The organism is Ketobacter sp. (assembly GCF_003671495.1).
Taxonomy (GTDB): Bacteria; Pseudomonadota; Gammaproteobacteria; order Pseudomonadales; family Ketobacteraceae; genus Ketobacter.
The window spans coordinates 142141-157711 of record NZ_RCHN01000045.1 but is presented as its reverse complement, the minus strand read 5'-3'; the positions used below and the strand labels follow the sequence as shown (position 1 = coordinate 157711).

The following is a 15571-nucleotide window of genomic DNA, read 5'->3' as shown; positions in this document are numbered from 1 at the left end:
GAATGACAGTGAACAGTGAGAAGGCTATGACTACAGAATTCGTTGATGTCTTGATCATCGGTGCGGGCTTGTCGGGAATTGGTGCCGCCTGCCACCTGCAAAAACAGCTGCCCAATAAGTCCTTCGCCATTTTGGAAGGGCGTCAGGCCATCGGCGGAACCTGGGATCTGTTTCGGTATCCCGGTATACGGTCTGATTCTGATATGTATACGCTTGGCTATAACTTCAAACCCTGGACCAACCCCAAGGCGATTGCCGACGGCCCCGATATTCGGGCGTACATTCAGGAAACGGCGCGGGAATACGGCGTCGACAAAAAAGTGCGCTTCGGGCACAAAACGCTGAAGGCATCCTGGTGTACGGACCGTGCCCGCTGGACCGTGGATGTACAGAAAGTGGAAACCGGCGAAGTGTTCCAGATCGAAAGCCGGTTCCTGCTCGGCTGCACCGGTTACTACAATTATGAAGCAGGGTACACCCCTGATTTTCCCGGGCGGGACCGTTTCCAAGGGCAGATCATTCATCCTCAGCACTGGCCGGAGGAGCTGGACTACCGCGGCAAGAGGGTGGTGGTCATAGGCAGTGGCGCTACCGCGGTGACACTGATTCCGGCCATGGCAGATCAGACAGCCCACATCACCATGCTGCAACGGTCACCTTCCTATGTGGCAACGGTGCCGTTGCGGGACAAGCTGTCGAATAAATTGCGCAAGTATCTGCCGGCCAAGATGGTCTACCGGATGGCCCGTACCCGCAACGTGGGCTTTCAGATGTTTTTCTACAAGCTGGCGCGTACCCGGCCCCGCGCGATTCGTCGTTTGTTGCTGGCCCAGGTGCGACGGCAAGTGGGCGAGAATTTTGATATGAAGCACTTCTCTCCCAAATACAATCCCTGGGATGAACGGCTGTGTGCGGTGCCCAATGGGGATTTGTTCAAAGCTATCCGACAGGGCAAGGCCTCGGTGGTCACGGATCAGATCGAAACGTTTACCGAACACGGCATCCAGCTGCAATCCGGTGAGGTGCTGGAGGCGGACATCATCATCACCGCCACCGGACTGGACCTGCAATTGCTGGGAGGCATGGAGCTGACGCTGGACGGTAAGCCTCTGCACATGTCCAGCACCATGAACTATAAAGGTGTGATGTTCCGGGATGTGCCCAATTTCGCCATGGTCTTTGGTTACACCAACGCCAGTTGGACCCTGAAAGCGGACATCACGTTGGAATACCTGTGCCGACTGATCAAGGTCATGGATAAGAAGGGCATGCAGCAGGTGACGCCTCGCCTGACAGATCGCGGAGTGGAGGAACTGCCTTTCCTGGACATGCAATCCGGTTATGTGAAGCGGGCCCTGCCCAGCCTGCCAAAACAGGGCAATAAGGCGCCTTGGAAACTGCATCAGAATTACGCTATGGATATGGCCATGTTACGCTTTGGTGAAGTGGATGACGGTGTGGTCACGTTCTCCAATCCGGCCGCCTGAGCAGGGACTGCCAGGCAGGCGCGTGGGCAGGTACCTAAAGCGAGCGTGCAACCGGAGGTTGCTTGATGTGAATCAATATGACCCGGCCCGCCATCTGCCAAAGTCAGGCCATCACGATTGGGAGGGAACACAATGAGCAGACACGAATACACTGAGAAGTTGAAACAGCAATTGGCGGAATGGGAAGCGGATATTGAGCGTCTGGAAAGCAAGATGGATCAGGCGCAGGATGAATATAAGGAGAAGCTGGACAAAACCCTGGCTGATCTCAAACTCAAGCGGGCAGAGCTGAAAAGCAAATTCGACAAACTGGAAGACGCCGCTGAAGAAGCCTGGGAGGATATCAAGGAAGGGCTGGAGTTGGCGTGGGATTCGTTGAAACTTGGGTTCCTGTCGGCCAAATCCGAGTTCATGGACAAAGAAAAAGACCAGGACTGAGCCTCGTGCGTGAGGGACTCTTCACGCAACGCTATTGGCAAAAGCCGTTCGACCCGAAGCCCCATTGGCAAAGCAATGGGGCTTTTTCATTTCTATCGATATTGTGTAGCATTATCAGCTTCGTACCGGCTTGCAGCAGGCCGCGCTTCACCGGGAATTCAGAGAATTCACCAAGCACACAACGCAACAGGAAACAATGATGGGAAAATTAGCTGACATGGTATCGGAAGACCTGTCTTGGGTGGAGAAAATGAGGATCAACCTGCGTAAGGTGGGTTTGGCCGGTGTGGGACTGGTCAGCATCATGGACTCCGAGCGCACCAAACTGTATCGCCAGATTATGGAGCTCGGGGCAGCCTACGGGGGTTCGGATACGGTAGTGGGGCGCATCAGCCTATTGGGAACGGGCACGGTGAATCTGGTGCTGGAGGAATCCCAACGGGTGTTTGATGATTTGGTGGCCGAGGGAGAACAGGCCTTGAATCGCAACAAGGCGCCGGTGGAAAAACCGGTGCCCCGTAAAATCCATCAGCCCCGGCCGGTGGCGAAAACCCCGCTACGGCCCGAATCAGCATCTGTGGCCAAAAAGCCAGTGGCGGTTAAAGCCAAAGCACCGTCTGATGTACAACCACCGAATGTACAACCGCCGTTAAGCGCCGCCATGAAGTCCCGCCTGGAACAGGTGGCTAACCGTTTGGCAGGCGCCAGCCTGAGCCCGCAACAACAGCTGGAAATCATGGCCCTCACCCGCCAGGTTGAAAGTGGCGATGTGAAAGGCCGTCGGCCGTCCAAGGCCAAGCCCGCGGAGCAGGCAGAATTCGACGCCCGCAAGGGGCTGAAAGGCATGAAGCCCGAAGAGGCCATCAAGCGTCTGGAGCTGTTGTCGCAGCGCCTGGCCCCTGAGGTCGTCAGCTAAAGCATGTGGAAATGAGCCCATGGAAGCGGAACAGCAGGCCATTCGCGAGAAAGCAATCCAGTTGCTGGCGCGCCGGGAATACAGTGCCCGCGAGCTGATGACGAAACTCAGTATCAAGTTCGACCCGGAGCAGGTCTCCCAGGTGTTGGCAGCACTGGCCGAACAGGGCCTGCAAAGCGATGAGCGCTTTGCCAGTGGGCTGGTGCGGGGGCGAATCAGCCAGGGCCATGGGCCCATCCGTATCCAGTCAGAGCTCAAGCAGAAGGGCATCGATCAAGCCCTGATCCAACACATCATGAGCGAGCAGGAGGTGGACTGGTTTGAGCAGGCCCTTGCCACCTACCAGCGACGCTTTGGCACCCATCACAGCACTGATCTCAAAGTGAGAGCCAAGCAGATGCGTTTTCTGCAATACCGGGGCTTTTCCCTGGACCAGATCCGATATGCCCTGGATTTCGACCCCGAACCCCTCTGAAGGCGCCAAAATCAGTGCCTTTGCCAGCCGCCTAGATGCAATCACCGGAATAGATGGTAAACTGCGCCCCTTGCAGATTGCCGAATTCCGCGGCCAGTCTCCCCACAATTGACCGAAGCAGCGAGTTTAGATAGCCACAGCTATGAAAACCTCAGAGATACGTAAAGCATTCCTCGATTATTTCCAGTCCCAGGGCCACGAAGTGGTGGCCAGCAGTTCCCTGGTGCCCGGCAATGACCCCACCTTGCTGTTCACCAATGCCGGTATGGTGCAGTTCAAGGATGTATTTCTGGGCCGCGATCAGCGCAACTACACCCGGGCCACTTCCTCCCAGCGCTGTGTGCGGGCCGGTGGCAAGCACAATGACCTCGAGAATGTGGGGTACACCGCCCGTCACCACACTTTCTTCGAAATGTTAGGCAACTTCAGCTTTGGCGACTATTTCAAGCAGGATGCCATTCGCTTTGCCTGGCAGTTCCTCACTGAAACCCTGGGGCTGCCCAAGGAAAAGCTGTGGGTTACCGTTTATCACGAAGACCAGGAAGCCGAAGCGATCTGGCTGAAGGAAATGGGCGTGGACCCCGAGCGTTTCTCCCGCCTGGGGGAAGACAGTAACTTCTGGCAGATGGGCGACACCGGCCCCTGCGGTCCCTGCACCGAAATATTTTATGACCACGGTGCTGACGTGTGGGGCGGCCCTCCGGGGAGCCCGGAAGAAGACGGCGATCGTTACATTGAGATCTGGAACCTGGTGTTCATGCAGTACGACCGCCAGCCGGATGGCACCCTGGAGCCGTTGCCCAAGCCCTCGGTGGATACTGGCATGGGGCTGGAGCGCATCGCCGCGGTCATGCAGGGCGTGCACAGCAATTACGAAATTGATTTGTTTGCCAACCTGCTGCAGGCGGTGGCCAAGGTCGTGGGCACCGAGGATTTCGACAACAAATCCCTGCGGGTCATCGCCGACCATATCCGCTCCTGCGCATTTCTGATCACTGATGGTGTATTGCCTTCCAATGAGGGGCGGGGGTACGTACTGCGGCGTATTTTGCGGCGGGCGATTCGGCACGGCAATCAGCTGGGTATGAAGGATCTGTTCTTCCATAAATTGGTGGCGCCCCTGGTGGCGGAAATGGGGGCGGCCTATCCGGAGCTGGCCCAAGCGCAACCCCAGGTGGAAAAGGTCCTGAAGCTTGAAGAGGAACAGTTCGCCAAGACCCTGGAACAGGGCCTGCGGATTCTGGAACAGGACCTGGCGGACCTGAAGGGCGAGGAAATTCCGGGCTCGGTGGTGTTCAAACTGTATGACACCTATGGATTCCCGGCGGACCTGACCGCAGACATCGCCCGCGAACGGGGTCTCACCATTGATGAGCCCGGCTTTGAAAAGGAAATGGAGGAGCAGAAGAAACGCTCCAAGGAAGCCGGTAAATTCAAGGCCAACTACCATGATGGCCTGGAGATCGCCTCTGCCAGCGAGTTCTGCGGCTATGATCAAACCGCCAGCGAATCGGTGGTGACCGAATTGTTTGTGGATGGCGAACCGGTTCAGCGCGTCAGCAGTGGGCAGCAGGCCGTTGTCGTACTGGATAACACCCCATTCTATGCGGAATCCGGTGGTCAGGTGGGCGATGTTGGTTTTATCCGTACCAGCGGCGCCCAGTTCGACGTGACCGATACCACCAAAGAGCGCGGCGCTCATTTGCACCACGGCGTGCTGACCCAGGGCGAGCTCAACGTGGGTGACACCGTCCATACCGAGATTGACAACAGCCGGCGTCAGGCCATCCGCTTGAACCATTCCGCCACCCACCTGATGCATGCAGCCCTGCGCAAGGTGTTGGGCGAGCATGTGCAGCAGAAGGGCTCTCAGGTGACAGCAGATCGCCTGCGCTTTGACTTCGCTCACCTGGAAGCGATGAAGCCCCAGGAGATCAAGGCGGTCGAGCGCCTGGTGAACGAACAGATTCGGGCCAATACCGAAGTCACCACCGAATTGATGAACATCGAGGATGCCAAGGCCAAAGGTGCCATGGCGCTGTTCGGTGAGAAATACGATGACGAAGTGCGGGTGCTCAGCATGGGGCAGGACGACTTCTCCATTGAGCTGTGTGGTGGCACTCACGCGCGCCGTACCGGCGATATTGGGCTGTTCCGCATTGTGTCAGAAGGGGGTGTGGCCGCCGGCGTACGTCGTATCGAGGCGGTTACCGGAGCCGGTGCGTTGGCCTGGGTGGATGAATCTGAAGCGGCGTTAGCCGGTATAGGTGCCCTGGTCAAAGGTTCCCGCGATACCAGCCTGGAAAAGGTGCAGCAGATGCTGGAGCGCGTAAAAACCCTGGAAAAAGAACTGGAGAAGCAAAAAGCCAAACTGGCCAGCAGTGCCGGCGATGACCTGCTGCAACAGGCACAGGACGTGGCTGGAGTGAAGGTCCTGAGTGCCGTGGTGGAAGGGGTGGACGGCAAGTCCCTGCGCGACATGGTGGACAAGCTCAAGGACAAGATGGGCAGCGGCATTGTGGTTCTGGGTGCTGGAGGCGAGAAAGCCAGCCTGGTGGCGGGTGTCACCAAAGACCTGACTGGGAAGGTGAAAGCCGGTGACCTGGTGAACCATGTGGCCCAGCAGGTGGGCGGAAAAGGCGGTGGCCGGCCGGATATGGCCATGGCCGGTGGACCTGATGTGGCCAATTTGCCGGCTGCAATTGGCTCGGTAACCGGCTGGTTGGCGGAGAAACTCTAGTATCGGCTGTTTTTTGGTCTGGGGTGCTTTTGTCTTACAACAAAAGGTATACAATACAGGCCTTTAGTTTCCAGCCGGGAACGGGTATCTTTGCAGCCCGCAAGCCCGGTCCGGACGCTTAACCCTTAATCCTATCTAAGATTTATTGCAATGGCATTAATTGTTCAAAAATACGGTGGTACATCGGTAGGTACCATTGATCGCATTCGAAATGTCGCCAAGCGCGTTGAGCGATTCCGCGATGAAGGCCATGATGTTGTTGTGGTGGTGTCCGCCATGAGCGGTGAAACCAACCGTCTGTTGGCCCTGGCCAACGAGATGACGTCCAAACCGTCCCCCCGGGAACTGGATGTACTGGTCACCACCGGTGAGCAGGTGACCATAGCATTGTTGAGCATGGCCCTGCAGAGCGATGGCTACGATGCCCGTTCCTATACCGGTGGCCAGGTCCGTATTCTGACCGATGACTCTTTCGGCAAGGCCCGCATTCAGGACATCGATGCTGAGCGCATTCGTTCAGACCTGGCGAAAGGCCGGGTTGTGGTGGTGGCCGGTTTCCAGGGTGTGGATGATGAGGGCAATATCACTACCCTGGGACGGGGCGGTTCAGATACCACCGGGGTTGCTCTGGCGGCAGCTCTGAAAGCGGATGAGTGCCAGATTTATACCGACGTGGATGGGGTTTACACCACAGACCCCAGGGTGGTCAGTAATGCCCGCCGCCTGCATCAGATCACCTTCGAGGAAATGCTGGAAATGGCCAGCCAGGGCTCAAAGGTGCTGCAGATCAGATCAGTGGAATTTGCCGGTAAGTACAATGTGCCACTCCGGGTGCTGTCCAGCTTTGAAGATGGCCCGGGAACCCTAATTACAGTAGATCAAGAGGATCCCATGGAACAACCAGTAATCTCGGGAATCGCGTTTAACCGTGACGAAGCCAAAATCACCGTGCGCGGTGTGCCGGATATTCCGGGTGCGGCTTACAAAATCCTGGGTCCGGTGGGAGACGCCAATATTGAAGTGGATATGATTGTGCAAAACGTGGGTGCAGACAACACCACGGACTTCACGTTTACTGTCCACAAAAACGAAATGGAAAAAGCCACCAATGTGCTGAAGAATATCGCAGCAGAAATTGGGGCCAAGGAAGTGCAGTCTGATGCTTCCATTGCCAAGGTGTCCATGGTCGGTGTGGGGATGCGATCCCATGCTGGCGTGGCGAGCAAAATGTTCAAGGTGCTGGCTCAGGAGTCCATCAATATTCAGATGATTTCCACATCGGAAATCAAAATATCGGTGGTGATTGCTGAGAAGTATCTGGAATTGGCTGTTCGGGCGCTTCACAATGGCTTCGACCTGGATAAAGATCCCTACGAAGCCAGTTAAATTTGACCATCAATCCAAATAAATCCATCCGCTGCTCTACCAAAATTGAAAACCTGGTCAATAATTAGATTAGGTTCGTGGTATGCAGAGATTGAGATGACCCCGGTTAAGCATCTGCGGTTGTCTTGGGAGCAGTATTTATAGGAGAAGGACATGCTTATTTTGACTCGCCGAGTGGGCGAAACCTTGATGATCGGTGACGAAGTCACTGTGACCGTATTGGGTGTTAAGGGTAACCAGGTGCGAATTGGTGTGAATGCGCCGAAAGAGGTTGCTGTACACCGCGAGGAAATCTACCAGCGCATTCAGCGTGAGAAGACTTCCGATCACGACATGTAATGTGTTGATCGTCCTGAAAAAAGCGATGCTGGTCATCGCTTTTTTTGCTTATGCTGGCTTTGAGATTTAATTCCATCAAAATCAGCGATTTGGGCTAGGAATTTGTGGCAAAGACGAGTATCATCTCGCGCACGTTTTGGAGAGGTGGCCGAGAGGCTGAAGGCGCTCCCCTGCTAAGGGAGTATACGGTTTATACCCGTATCGAGGGTTCGAATCCCTCCTTCTCCGCCATTTTCAGGGTGGGCCGGTTGAGCACACCGGCCCGCGAAACCCTGGAGATAACGGCTCGTGATTAGCCTCCTGTGATTGGCTTCCCGTAAGAGCCTGAAAAGTTGATAAAAAAACGGGTTGGAAATTAAGTTTTTTTATTGACATGAAAGTTGTAATACGTAGAATGCATCACCCACGCGCCCGTAGCTCAGCTGGATAGAGTACCTGGCTACGAACCAGGCGGTCGCACGTTCGAATCGTGCCGGGCGCGCCATATTCAGGCCTGATTAGTATAATCGGCTGACCTCACTGAAAAGCCCTGTCGGAAACGACAGGGCTTTTTCATTTCCTGATTCCCGGATTAGCGGTAAAGTGGCTCTTGGTGTTGCTCACCGGACTGGACTCCGCAGTCACAAATGGCGCCACATCCGGCGTTGCAGCCATTGATCTTTTGGGCTTTTTTTGAACGCTTTTTGTGCCGGCCAAAAAGCGGGTTTTTCCGCTCAATGCCGCGGTTTTTCAGGGTTTTTTTGCTGGCTTCAGGTTGCGATGGGGTAGTATAAACGGTAAATTTGCGCAGCTTGTGCGATCGGGGCCCGCGGGGTGCAGAAGCCTGTAATCCAGGGCCAAGCTGTGATGGCAAGTCACGGAGCGACCGAAGCACAACGTTAGGTGTAAACCAATCACGAGGCGATAAAATGAGCAATTTGCTGTGGGAAGGTGTCAACCTGATGATGATCGGCATGGGAGCTGTATTTGTCTTCCTGGTCTTGCTGGTGTTCGCGACCAGTATCATGTCCGCCCTGATCTCCAAATTCCTGCCAGATCCCAATATTTCCTCAACACCCACTGCAACCGGCCACCAGCCCCCCCAGGCGAGTGATGGTCAGTTGATGGCTGTTATCGCAGCCGCCATACACCGGCATCGTTCGCGCCACAAGTAGCGAACCGATCCAGAGTTAAGCAGAAACCACAAAAAGGCCATTTCCCATGAGTCAGGCAAAAAAACCTTTAGGCATTACCGATGTTGTCCTGCGTGATGCGCATCAATCCCTGTTTGCAACCCGTATGCGCATTGAAGACATGCTGCCCATTGCGGATAAGCTGGATAAAGTAGGCTTCTGGTCTATTGAATCCTGGGGTGGAGCCACCTTCGATTCCTGTATTCGCTATCTGGGCGAAGACCCATGGGAAAGAATCCGATTACTGAAACAAGCCATGCCCAACACTCCCCAGCAGATGCTGCTGCGGGGCCAGAACCTGTTGGGTTACCGTCACTATGCGGATGATGTGGTCAACAAGTTCGTGGAACGTGCCGCAGTGAACGGCGTGGATGTGTTCCGGGTGTTTGATGCCATGAACGATCCCCGCAATCTGGAAACCGCGATTAAGGCTGTGTTGAAGCAGGGCAAACACGCCCAGGGCACCATTTCCTACACCGTCAGCCCCGTGCATACCATCGACATGTGGGTGGACATGGCGAAGACCATCCAGGACATGGGCGCTAATTCGGTGTGCATCAAGGACATGGCCGGGCTGCTGAAACCCTATGTGGGTTTCGAGCTGGTGACCCGCCTGAAGGAAACCCTGGAAATCCCAGTGCACATGCAGTGTCACGCCACCACCGGTATGTCCACCGCCACCGCCCTGAAATGTGCTGAGGCGGGCATCGACAACGTGGACACCGCGATTTCCTCCATGAGCATGACCTATGGGCATTCCCCCACGGAAGCAGTTGTGGCCATTCTGGAAGGCACCGAGCGTGATACCGGGCTGGACATCCACCTGCTGGAAGAGATCGCCGCCTATTTCCGCGAGGTGCGGAAAAAGTACGCCAAGTTTGAGGGTGCCTTGAGAGGCGTGGACTCCCGCATTCTGGTGGCCCAGGTGCCCGGCGGTATGCTCACCAACATGGAAAGCCAACTGAAAGAGCAGGGCGCCGGCGATAAGCTGGATGACGTGTTGGCGGAAATCCCCCGCGTGCGTGAAGACCTGGGCTTTATTCCCCTGGTGACCCCGACTTCCCAAATCGTGGGTACCCAGGCGGTGCTGAACGTGTTGACCGGCGAACGCTACAAGAGCATTTCCAAGGAAACCGCCGGTGTGCTCAAGGGCGAATACGGAGCGGCCCCGGCGCCGTTCAACAAAGCGCTGCAGGAGCGGGTGCTGGAGGGTAAAGCCGCGATCACCTGTCGTCCGGCGGATCTGCTGGAGCCGGAGCTGGACAAGTTGACAGCCGAGCTGAAGAAGCTGGCGTCAGAGAAGGGCATCAAGCTGGCCTCTGCCGAAGTGGATGACGTGCTTACTTATGCCCTGTTTCCGCAAATCGGGCTGAAGTTCCTGGAGAACCGTGGTAACCCAGACGCCTTTGAGCCGGTACCCACCGGAGTCGAAGTGGCCGCGGCAGCGCCTGCCAAGCCCACGGCTGAAGACAGTGGTGTGTATACCGTAACCGTCAATGGCCAGTCCTACGTGGTACAGGTGGCGGAGGGTGGAGACATCACCCATGTGGCACCGACAGCCGCAGCGGCACCTGCCGCTGCACCAGCAGCCCCTGCAGGCGCCGGCGAGCCGGTACCGGCGCCTCTGGCCGGGAATATTTTCAAAGTGACGGTGAGCGCCGGCCAGCAGGTGCAGGAAGGGGATGTGATCGTGATTCTGGAAGCCATGAAGATGGAAACAGAAGTGCGTGCCGCCAAGTCCGGTACGGTGACGTCCATCGCGGTCAAAGAAGGTGATGCGGTGAAAGTGGGTACCACCTTGATGTCCATCGGCTGAGTGGGGCGTTGCATTCATGGATAATTTGATCAAGCTTTGGCACAGCACCGGGATTTATCACCTGGAAATGGGGCAGGCGGTAATGATCCTGGTGGGGTTGTTGCTGCTGTGGCTGGCAATCAAGAAGCGCTTTGAACCTCTGCTGCTGGTGCCCATTGGGGTGGGGGGGATTCTTGCCAATATCCCGGTTGCCGGTATGGCGGAGTCGGCCCTTGGTCACGCACTGTATTACGGTGATGGGGCCTTGGTGGACAGCGTCAAAGCGGCATTGGGGCTGGCGACCGATGCTACGGCCACTCAAGTGAAGAACGCCTGGTACGCGGCGGAACCCGCGGTGCACGATCAGGTGACGCATATGGTGAAGGCGGGGGGCCATTCCGACGGTATCCTCTACCTGATCTATACAGTGGGTCTGACCACGGGGCTGTTCCCGTTGTTGATCTTCATGGGGGTGGGGGCCATGACGGACTTTGGCCCTCTGTTGGCCAACCCCAGAACCCTGTTGCTGGGCGCTGCGGCCCAGTTCGGCATTTTCGCGGCCCTCCTGGGTGCGCTGGCGCTGACCAGCCTGAATATCGGTATTGATTTCTCCCTGGCGGACGCCGCCTCCATCGGCATTATCGGCGGAGCGGATGGGCCCACCGCTATATATGTGACCAGCAAGCTGGCACCGGACCTGTTGGGTGCGATTGCGGTGGCTGCCTATTCCTACATGGCGCTGGTGCCGCTCATTCAGCCTCCGATCATGCGGGCGCTCACCACTGAAGCTGAGCGCAAAATCAAAATGGAGCAGCTGCGCACAGTATCCCAGGCGGAAAAAATCATTTTCCCCATCGTGATCCTGGTGTTGGTTGCGTTGCTGCTGCCGGATGCCGCGCCGCTGTTGGGGATGTTCTGCTTTGGTAACCTCATGCGGGAGTGTGGCGTGGTGGACCGCTTGAGCGACACGGCACAAAACGCCTTGATCAATATCGTCACCATCGGTTTGGGATTGGCGGTGGGCTCCAAGCTGAGCGCTTCCTCGTTCCTGGTGGCGGAGACCCTGGGAATTCTGATTCTGGGGATGGCGGCATTCTGCATTGGTACCGGTTGTGGTGTGTTGATGGCCAAGGTCCTGAACAAGTTTTCCAAGCAGGCCATCAACCCGCTGATCGGTTCTGCGGGGGTATCCGCGGTGCCCATGGCGGCACGGGTGTCCAACAAGGTCGGTCTGGAGGCAAACCCCCAGAACTTCCTGCTGATGCATGCCATGGGGCCCAATGTGGCGGGCGTGATTGGCTCGGCGGTGGCGGCCGGTATCCTGTTGAACTATGTCGGCTAGTGCCGGGGAATGGACTAGGACAGGGTACCCGTTAGCTTATTGAAGACCGGCCCTCACCTGCAGTGGGGGCCGGTCTTTTCTACTTCAGTCTGGACCGTCAAAAGGAAGGTGGTATTACTTTACCAGGCGGAAACGCTGTGGATTCTTGCGCAGGTCTGCGGCTTTCTTGGCGCGGTTCTCATCCACCACCGAGCGTAAGGATTCTGCTACGGCCCGAATGTCATCCCCCATGGCTTCGGCGATGAACTCCGGCGAATGGCCGATCATGAACAGGCATTCGATGAGCTGGGGTTTGATTTCCGGGGGCACATGGGCAAAATCAAACAGGGCTATTTTACGGCGACACTGATGCGGTTCGCGCCCGTTCTGGGGTTCCTGTCGCAACACATAAATCGATTCCGGAATATCGTAAAACGCCAATAAATCAACAACTTGTTGGCCGCGAGCCTTGTTGAGGAAACGGTCCTGCTGGATTTCCTCGAGTTCGATTAGAAGATCGGTTAATTCATAATCGATCATGGCACCCTCCAGTGGGAGATGGGACGCTGTCCTTCCTGAGAGCGTCGTCTATACATAAAGGCCTAAGCTATCACACTTTAAATGAAGCCTGAATAGAGCATGAAGTAAACAATGCTAATTTGGTTTTGATCTGTCCACCTTCTGAAAGCGGAACTCGGGTTCCTCGCTGGGCGGTTGAATCTGCAGAGCGGTCGCACCGGCGCTGTCCCCGGACTTTTTCACGTAAATCCAGAAATACAGGGCGCCGTTCACGCCCAACAATAGCACCAGTGCCGCGGCCAATGCCAGTGTGCGTAAGGGGCCATGTTTTCTGCCTTTCCTGGGGGCGGTCTGGATTTTGGTTTTGTCTTTAGGCGGGCCTGCCACATCTTTCAGGTGCAAGGCGTGTTTCACTTCCTCGAAGGATTGCACCCGCACATGGGTCTCCAGGCACAGCATGGCTTTGATGACCGTGCGCAGATTCTGTGGGATCTCGGAGAAGGCGGCGCAGGGTTGCAGTAAGCCCCGTTTCCATTCCGGCAGGGAACCGGTGAGCAGTTGGTAGAAAATCACGCCGGCAGCGAACACATCGGATTGTGCCGAGGGGGATTCACCGGGTGCTTTGTACCAGTTCTCCTCTTCGGTCTCCACATAGTGGGGCTCAAAGCCAAAATCCATGACTTTTACGGTGTTGGTGTCATCGAACAGGATGTTATGGGGGCGCAGATTACCGTGCACGATGCGGTTGCTGTGGGCAAAGGCCATGGCGTCGCAGATCTGATCCGCCACCACCGTAAACTCATCCACGGGCATGGGGTTTGCCATTCGGCTCTGCAGGCTGCCGCCGGGCAGGTATTCCAGGATCGTGATGAAGAGGCGGTCGTTGCGGCTCACCCCGCGCACATTGATGATGTTGCGGTGCTTGATGCGGGAGAGGATTTCGCTTTCATTGTAGCCATTGAAGTTGCCGATGCGCTTCTTCAGCACCATGAGTGAATGGTCCTGGCGGTTTTCGTACAGGCAGACGCTGCCGAAGCGGGTTTCCCGGATTACATCCAGCAGGCGGAATTTTTCTTTCGGGTCTTTGAACGTCTCCTGGGCTTCGACTTTTTGTTCCTGGTTCAGGTGAGCGCCTTTCAACGCCTTCAACAGCAGCGCCACCAGCTTGTCGGCGCTGGGGCGCCGGTCCGGGTCTTCGGCCAGGCAGGCCATGGTGATCTTGTCCAGGGAGGATGGGATCTTCGGATTGAAGTGAGAAGGTGGAGGATAACCGGCTTTCGGCAGTTTGTTGGCCAGCATCAGGTACATGATGATTCCCAGGGAATAGATGTCGCTGGCGGAACTGGTGAAACTGGCGCCCCGCTTTTGCTCCGGCGCCATGTAGGCCGGGGTGCCGACGGTCATGCCTTCCTCTTTGATGGTGGAAACTTCGGTGTCTTCCGATAACCGGGCAATACCGAAATCCACCACCCGGGCGTTGCCTTCCCGGTCCAGCAGAATGTTGCCGGGCTTGATGTCCCGGTGGATAACGTTGTTTTTATGGGCATAGCCCAGGGCTTTGGCCACCTGCATGATGATGCGCAGTTTGCGCCGGTCGGACAGTTTTTTGTTTTTGAGGGCATCCTTGAGGGTCAGGCCCTCCACGTAATCCATGACGAAGTAGGGCATCTCGTCGGAGGTGAGGCCCCGGTCGATTACGCGAATGATGTGGGGGTGATCCAGGCGAGCCACAATGCGGGATTCCCACTCAAACATCTCATGAGCTTCCGGAGTCCCCTGCAGGGCGCCTTTCATCACTTTGATGGCAACCGGACGGCCGAGGGAGGATTGAATCCCCCGATACAGAACGGCCATGCCGCCCTCGGCAATTTTTTCCAGTTGCGAGAATCCTTCCAGTTCCATGTGGCAACGCTAAAAGGTTGATATAAGGGATTAATTTATAATGTTAAGCGTAGTCACAATTTACCGGTTGTCACGGTCAGAGCCAGGCTTTTGCGCGCTCCAGTACCAGATTGGCGAACACCTCAATGTGAGCCGGTTGGTCATTCAGACAGGGTATGTAGTGGTACTGCTTACCGCCGGCTTCCAGAAACACCACTTTGTTCTGCTCTTCGATCTCCTCCAGGGTTTCCAGGCAGTCCGCCGCAAATGCGGGGCACAGCACGTCCACCCGGTTGATGGCATCATCCTGCCCCCAGGTCTGCAGCAGTTCATCGGTATAGGGCTTGACCCACTCCTCCCGTCCAAAGCGGGATTGGAAACTCTCCGACCACTGTTGTTCGTCAAGGCCCAGTTTGGCAGCCACGCCGGCGGCGGTCTGTCGGCACAGGCTGGGGTAAGGGTCCCCGCTGTCTTCATAGCGCTGGGGAATGCCGTGAAAGGACATCAGCAGGCGGTCCGGGCGACCGTGCTCGTCCCAGAATGTTTGCACGCTGTCCGCCAGCGCCTGCAGGTAATCGTCCCGCTGCCAGTAATCGCGAATGAAAAGGATCTCCGGAAGGTCCGGGCAACGTTGCAGGGCGTTGGCCAGCCCGTCGAATACGGCGGCGGTGGTGGAGGAGGAATACTGGGGATACAGCGGCAGCACCAGAATCCGTCGCGCGCCGCGATTGGCTAGGGCGCGTCCGGCCGTGGTGATGCTGGGCTCGCCATAGCTCATGGCCAGCTCCACGGGAATCTCGCTGCCATGCAGTGCCGTCAATCGGGTTTGCAATGCGGCCTGCTGGCGCCGGCTGATGGCCATCAGTGGTGAACCCTCGTCGGTCCAGATGGTCTGATACAGGCGGGCGACTTTGGCCGGTCGAACCCGCAAAATGATGCCGTGCAGAATCAGCCACCATAACAGGCGCGGAACCCGAATCACGCGGGGGTCCGATAGAAACTGCGCCAGGTATTTACGCACGCTGGCTGCATCAGGGTTTTCCGGAGTGCCCAGGTTCACCAGCATGACACCAAACGGTACTTGGGGTTGCTCAGACAAGAT

Annotated in this window: 13 protein-coding genes and 2 tRNA genes; 12 read left to right on the top strand and 3 right to left on the bottom strand. The window is 56.6% G+C overall.

Annotated features, from left to right (window positions below; translation table 11 throughout):
• Positions 1-26: 26 nt before the first annotated feature.
• From D9N14_RS21075 to D9N14_RS21020, 12 genes are all read left to right on the top strand, one after another.
• Entirely contained in the window at positions 27-1487 is a 1461-nt protein-coding gene (locus D9N14_RS21075; protein ID WP_290583514.1) for a flavin-containing monooxygenase, read from the top strand.
• 132 nt (positions 1488-1619) lie between these two features.
• Positions 1620-1925, top strand: a complete 306-nt coding sequence (locus D9N14_RS21070) for a hypothetical protein (RefSeq protein WP_290583512.1) — start codon at positions 1620-1622, stop codon at positions 1923-1925.
• Positions 1926-2124: 199 nt separating this feature from the next.
• A complete protein-coding gene (locus tag D9N14_RS21065) occupies positions 2125-2841 on the top strand; it encodes an acyl-CoA-binding domain-containing protein (protein ID WP_290583510.1) in 717 nt (238 codons plus the stop codon).
• A gap of 19 nt (positions 2842-2860) precedes the next feature.
• The gene (locus tag D9N14_RS21060; protein WP_290583508.1) at positions 2861-3316 is read left to right on the top strand and encodes a regulatory protein RecX; all 456 of its coding nucleotides are present in this window, start codon (positions 2861-2863) and stop codon (positions 3314-3316) included.
• 142 nt (positions 3317-3458) lie between these two features.
• Positions 3459-6056, top strand: a complete 2598-nt coding sequence (alaS, locus tag D9N14_RS21055; protein ID WP_290583506.1) for an alanine--tRNA ligase — start codon at positions 3459-3461, stop codon at positions 6054-6056.
• A 150-nt stretch (positions 6057-6206) separates the two neighbouring features.
• Positions 6207-7442: an aspartate kinase gene (locus tag D9N14_RS21050; protein ID WP_290583504.1), complete on the top strand. Its 1236-nt coding sequence runs from the start codon at positions 6207-6209 to the stop codon at positions 7440-7442.
• A gap of 153 nt (positions 7443-7595) precedes the next feature.
• A complete protein-coding gene (gene csrA / locus D9N14_RS21045) occupies positions 7596-7781 on the top strand; it encodes a carbon storage regulator CsrA (protein WP_290583502.1) in 186 nt (61 codons plus the stop codon).
• 138 nt (positions 7782-7919) lie between these two features.
• Positions 7920-8012: transfer RNA gene (locus D9N14_RS21040), tRNA-Ser, on the top strand.
• Between the two features lie 176 nt (positions 8013-8188).
• A tRNA-Arg gene (locus tag D9N14_RS21035) sits at positions 8189-8265 on the top strand.
• A gap of 424 nt (positions 8266-8689) precedes the next feature.
• Positions 8690-8935 carry an OadG family protein gene (locus D9N14_RS21030; protein WP_290583500.1) on the top strand — a complete coding sequence of 82 codons (246 nt, stop codon included), beginning with the start codon at positions 8690-8692 and terminating at the stop codon, positions 8933-8935.
• Between the two features lie 46 nt (positions 8936-8981).
• Entirely contained in the window at positions 8982-10769 is a 1788-nt protein-coding gene (oadA, locus tag D9N14_RS21025) for a sodium-extruding oxaloacetate decarboxylase subunit alpha (protein WP_290583498.1), read from the top strand.
• Between the two features lie 16 nt (positions 10770-10785).
• A complete protein-coding gene (locus D9N14_RS21020; protein ID WP_290583495.1) occupies positions 10786-12090 on the top strand; it encodes a sodium ion-translocating decarboxylase subunit beta in 1305 nt (434 codons plus the stop codon).
• Positions 12091-12204: 114 nt separating this feature from the next.
• On the opposite strand, the gene D9N14_RS21015 is transcribed toward D9N14_RS21020, so the two are convergent.
• From D9N14_RS21015 to hemH, 3 genes are all read right to left on the bottom strand, one after another.
• Positions 12205-12609: a hypothetical protein gene (locus D9N14_RS21015; protein WP_290583493.1), complete on the bottom strand. Its 405-nt coding sequence runs from the start codon at positions 12607-12609 to the stop codon at positions 12205-12207.
• A 114-nt stretch (positions 12610-12723) separates the two neighbouring features.
• Positions 12724-14490: a serine/threonine protein kinase gene (locus D9N14_RS21010; RefSeq protein WP_290583491.1), complete on the bottom strand. Its 1767-nt coding sequence runs from the start codon at positions 14488-14490 to the stop codon at positions 12724-12726.
• Between the two features lie 76 nt (positions 14491-14566).
• Positions 14567-15568, bottom strand: coding sequence for a ferrochelatase (gene hemH / locus D9N14_RS21005; RefSeq protein WP_317622655.1), 1002 nt, complete (start codon positions 15566-15568; stop codon positions 14567-14569).
• Positions 15569-15571 lie beyond the last annotated feature (3 nt).

Bases quoted from the DNA above. Each gene is read 5' to 3' on its own strand.
- D9N14_RS21075 (WP_290583514.1), top strand. From the start codon at position 27: ATGACTACAGAATTCGTTGATGTCTTGATCATCGGTGCGGGCTTGTCG.
- D9N14_RS21070 (WP_290583512.1), top strand. From the start codon at position 1,620: ATGAGCAGACACGAATACACTGAGAAGTTGAAACAGCAATTGGCGGAA.
- D9N14_RS21065 (WP_290583510.1), top strand. From the start codon at position 2,125: ATGGGAAAATTAGCTGACATGGTATCGGAAGACCTGTCTTGGGTGGAG.
- D9N14_RS21060 (WP_290583508.1), top strand. From the start codon at position 2,861: ATGGAAGCGGAACAGCAGGCCATTCGCGAGAAAGCAATCCAGTTGCTG.
- alaS (WP_290583506.1), top strand. From the start codon at position 3,459: ATGAAAACCTCAGAGATACGTAAAGCATTCCTCGATTATTTCCAGTCC.
- D9N14_RS21050 (WP_290583504.1), top strand. From the start codon at position 6,207: ATGGCATTAATTGTTCAAAAATACGGTGGTACATCGGTAGGTACCATT.
- csrA (WP_290583502.1), top strand. From the start codon at position 7,596: ATGCTTATTTTGACTCGCCGAGTGGGCGAAACCTTGATGATCGGTGAC.
- D9N14_RS21030 (WP_290583500.1), top strand. From the start codon at position 8,690: ATGAGCAATTTGCTGTGGGAAGGTGTCAACCTGATGATGATCGGCATG.
- oadA (WP_290583498.1), top strand. From the start codon at position 8,982: ATGAGTCAGGCAAAAAAACCTTTAGGCATTACCGATGTTGTCCTGCGT.
- D9N14_RS21020 (WP_290583495.1), top strand. From the start codon at position 10,786: ATGGATAATTTGATCAAGCTTTGGCACAGCACCGGGATTTATCACCTG.
- D9N14_RS21015 (WP_290583493.1), bottom strand. From the start codon at position 12,609: ATGATCGATTATGAATTAACCGATCTTCTAATCGAACTCGAGGAAATC.
- D9N14_RS21010 (WP_290583491.1), bottom strand. From the start codon at position 14,490: ATGGAACTGGAAGGATTCTCGCAACTGGAAAAAATTGCCGAGGGCGGC.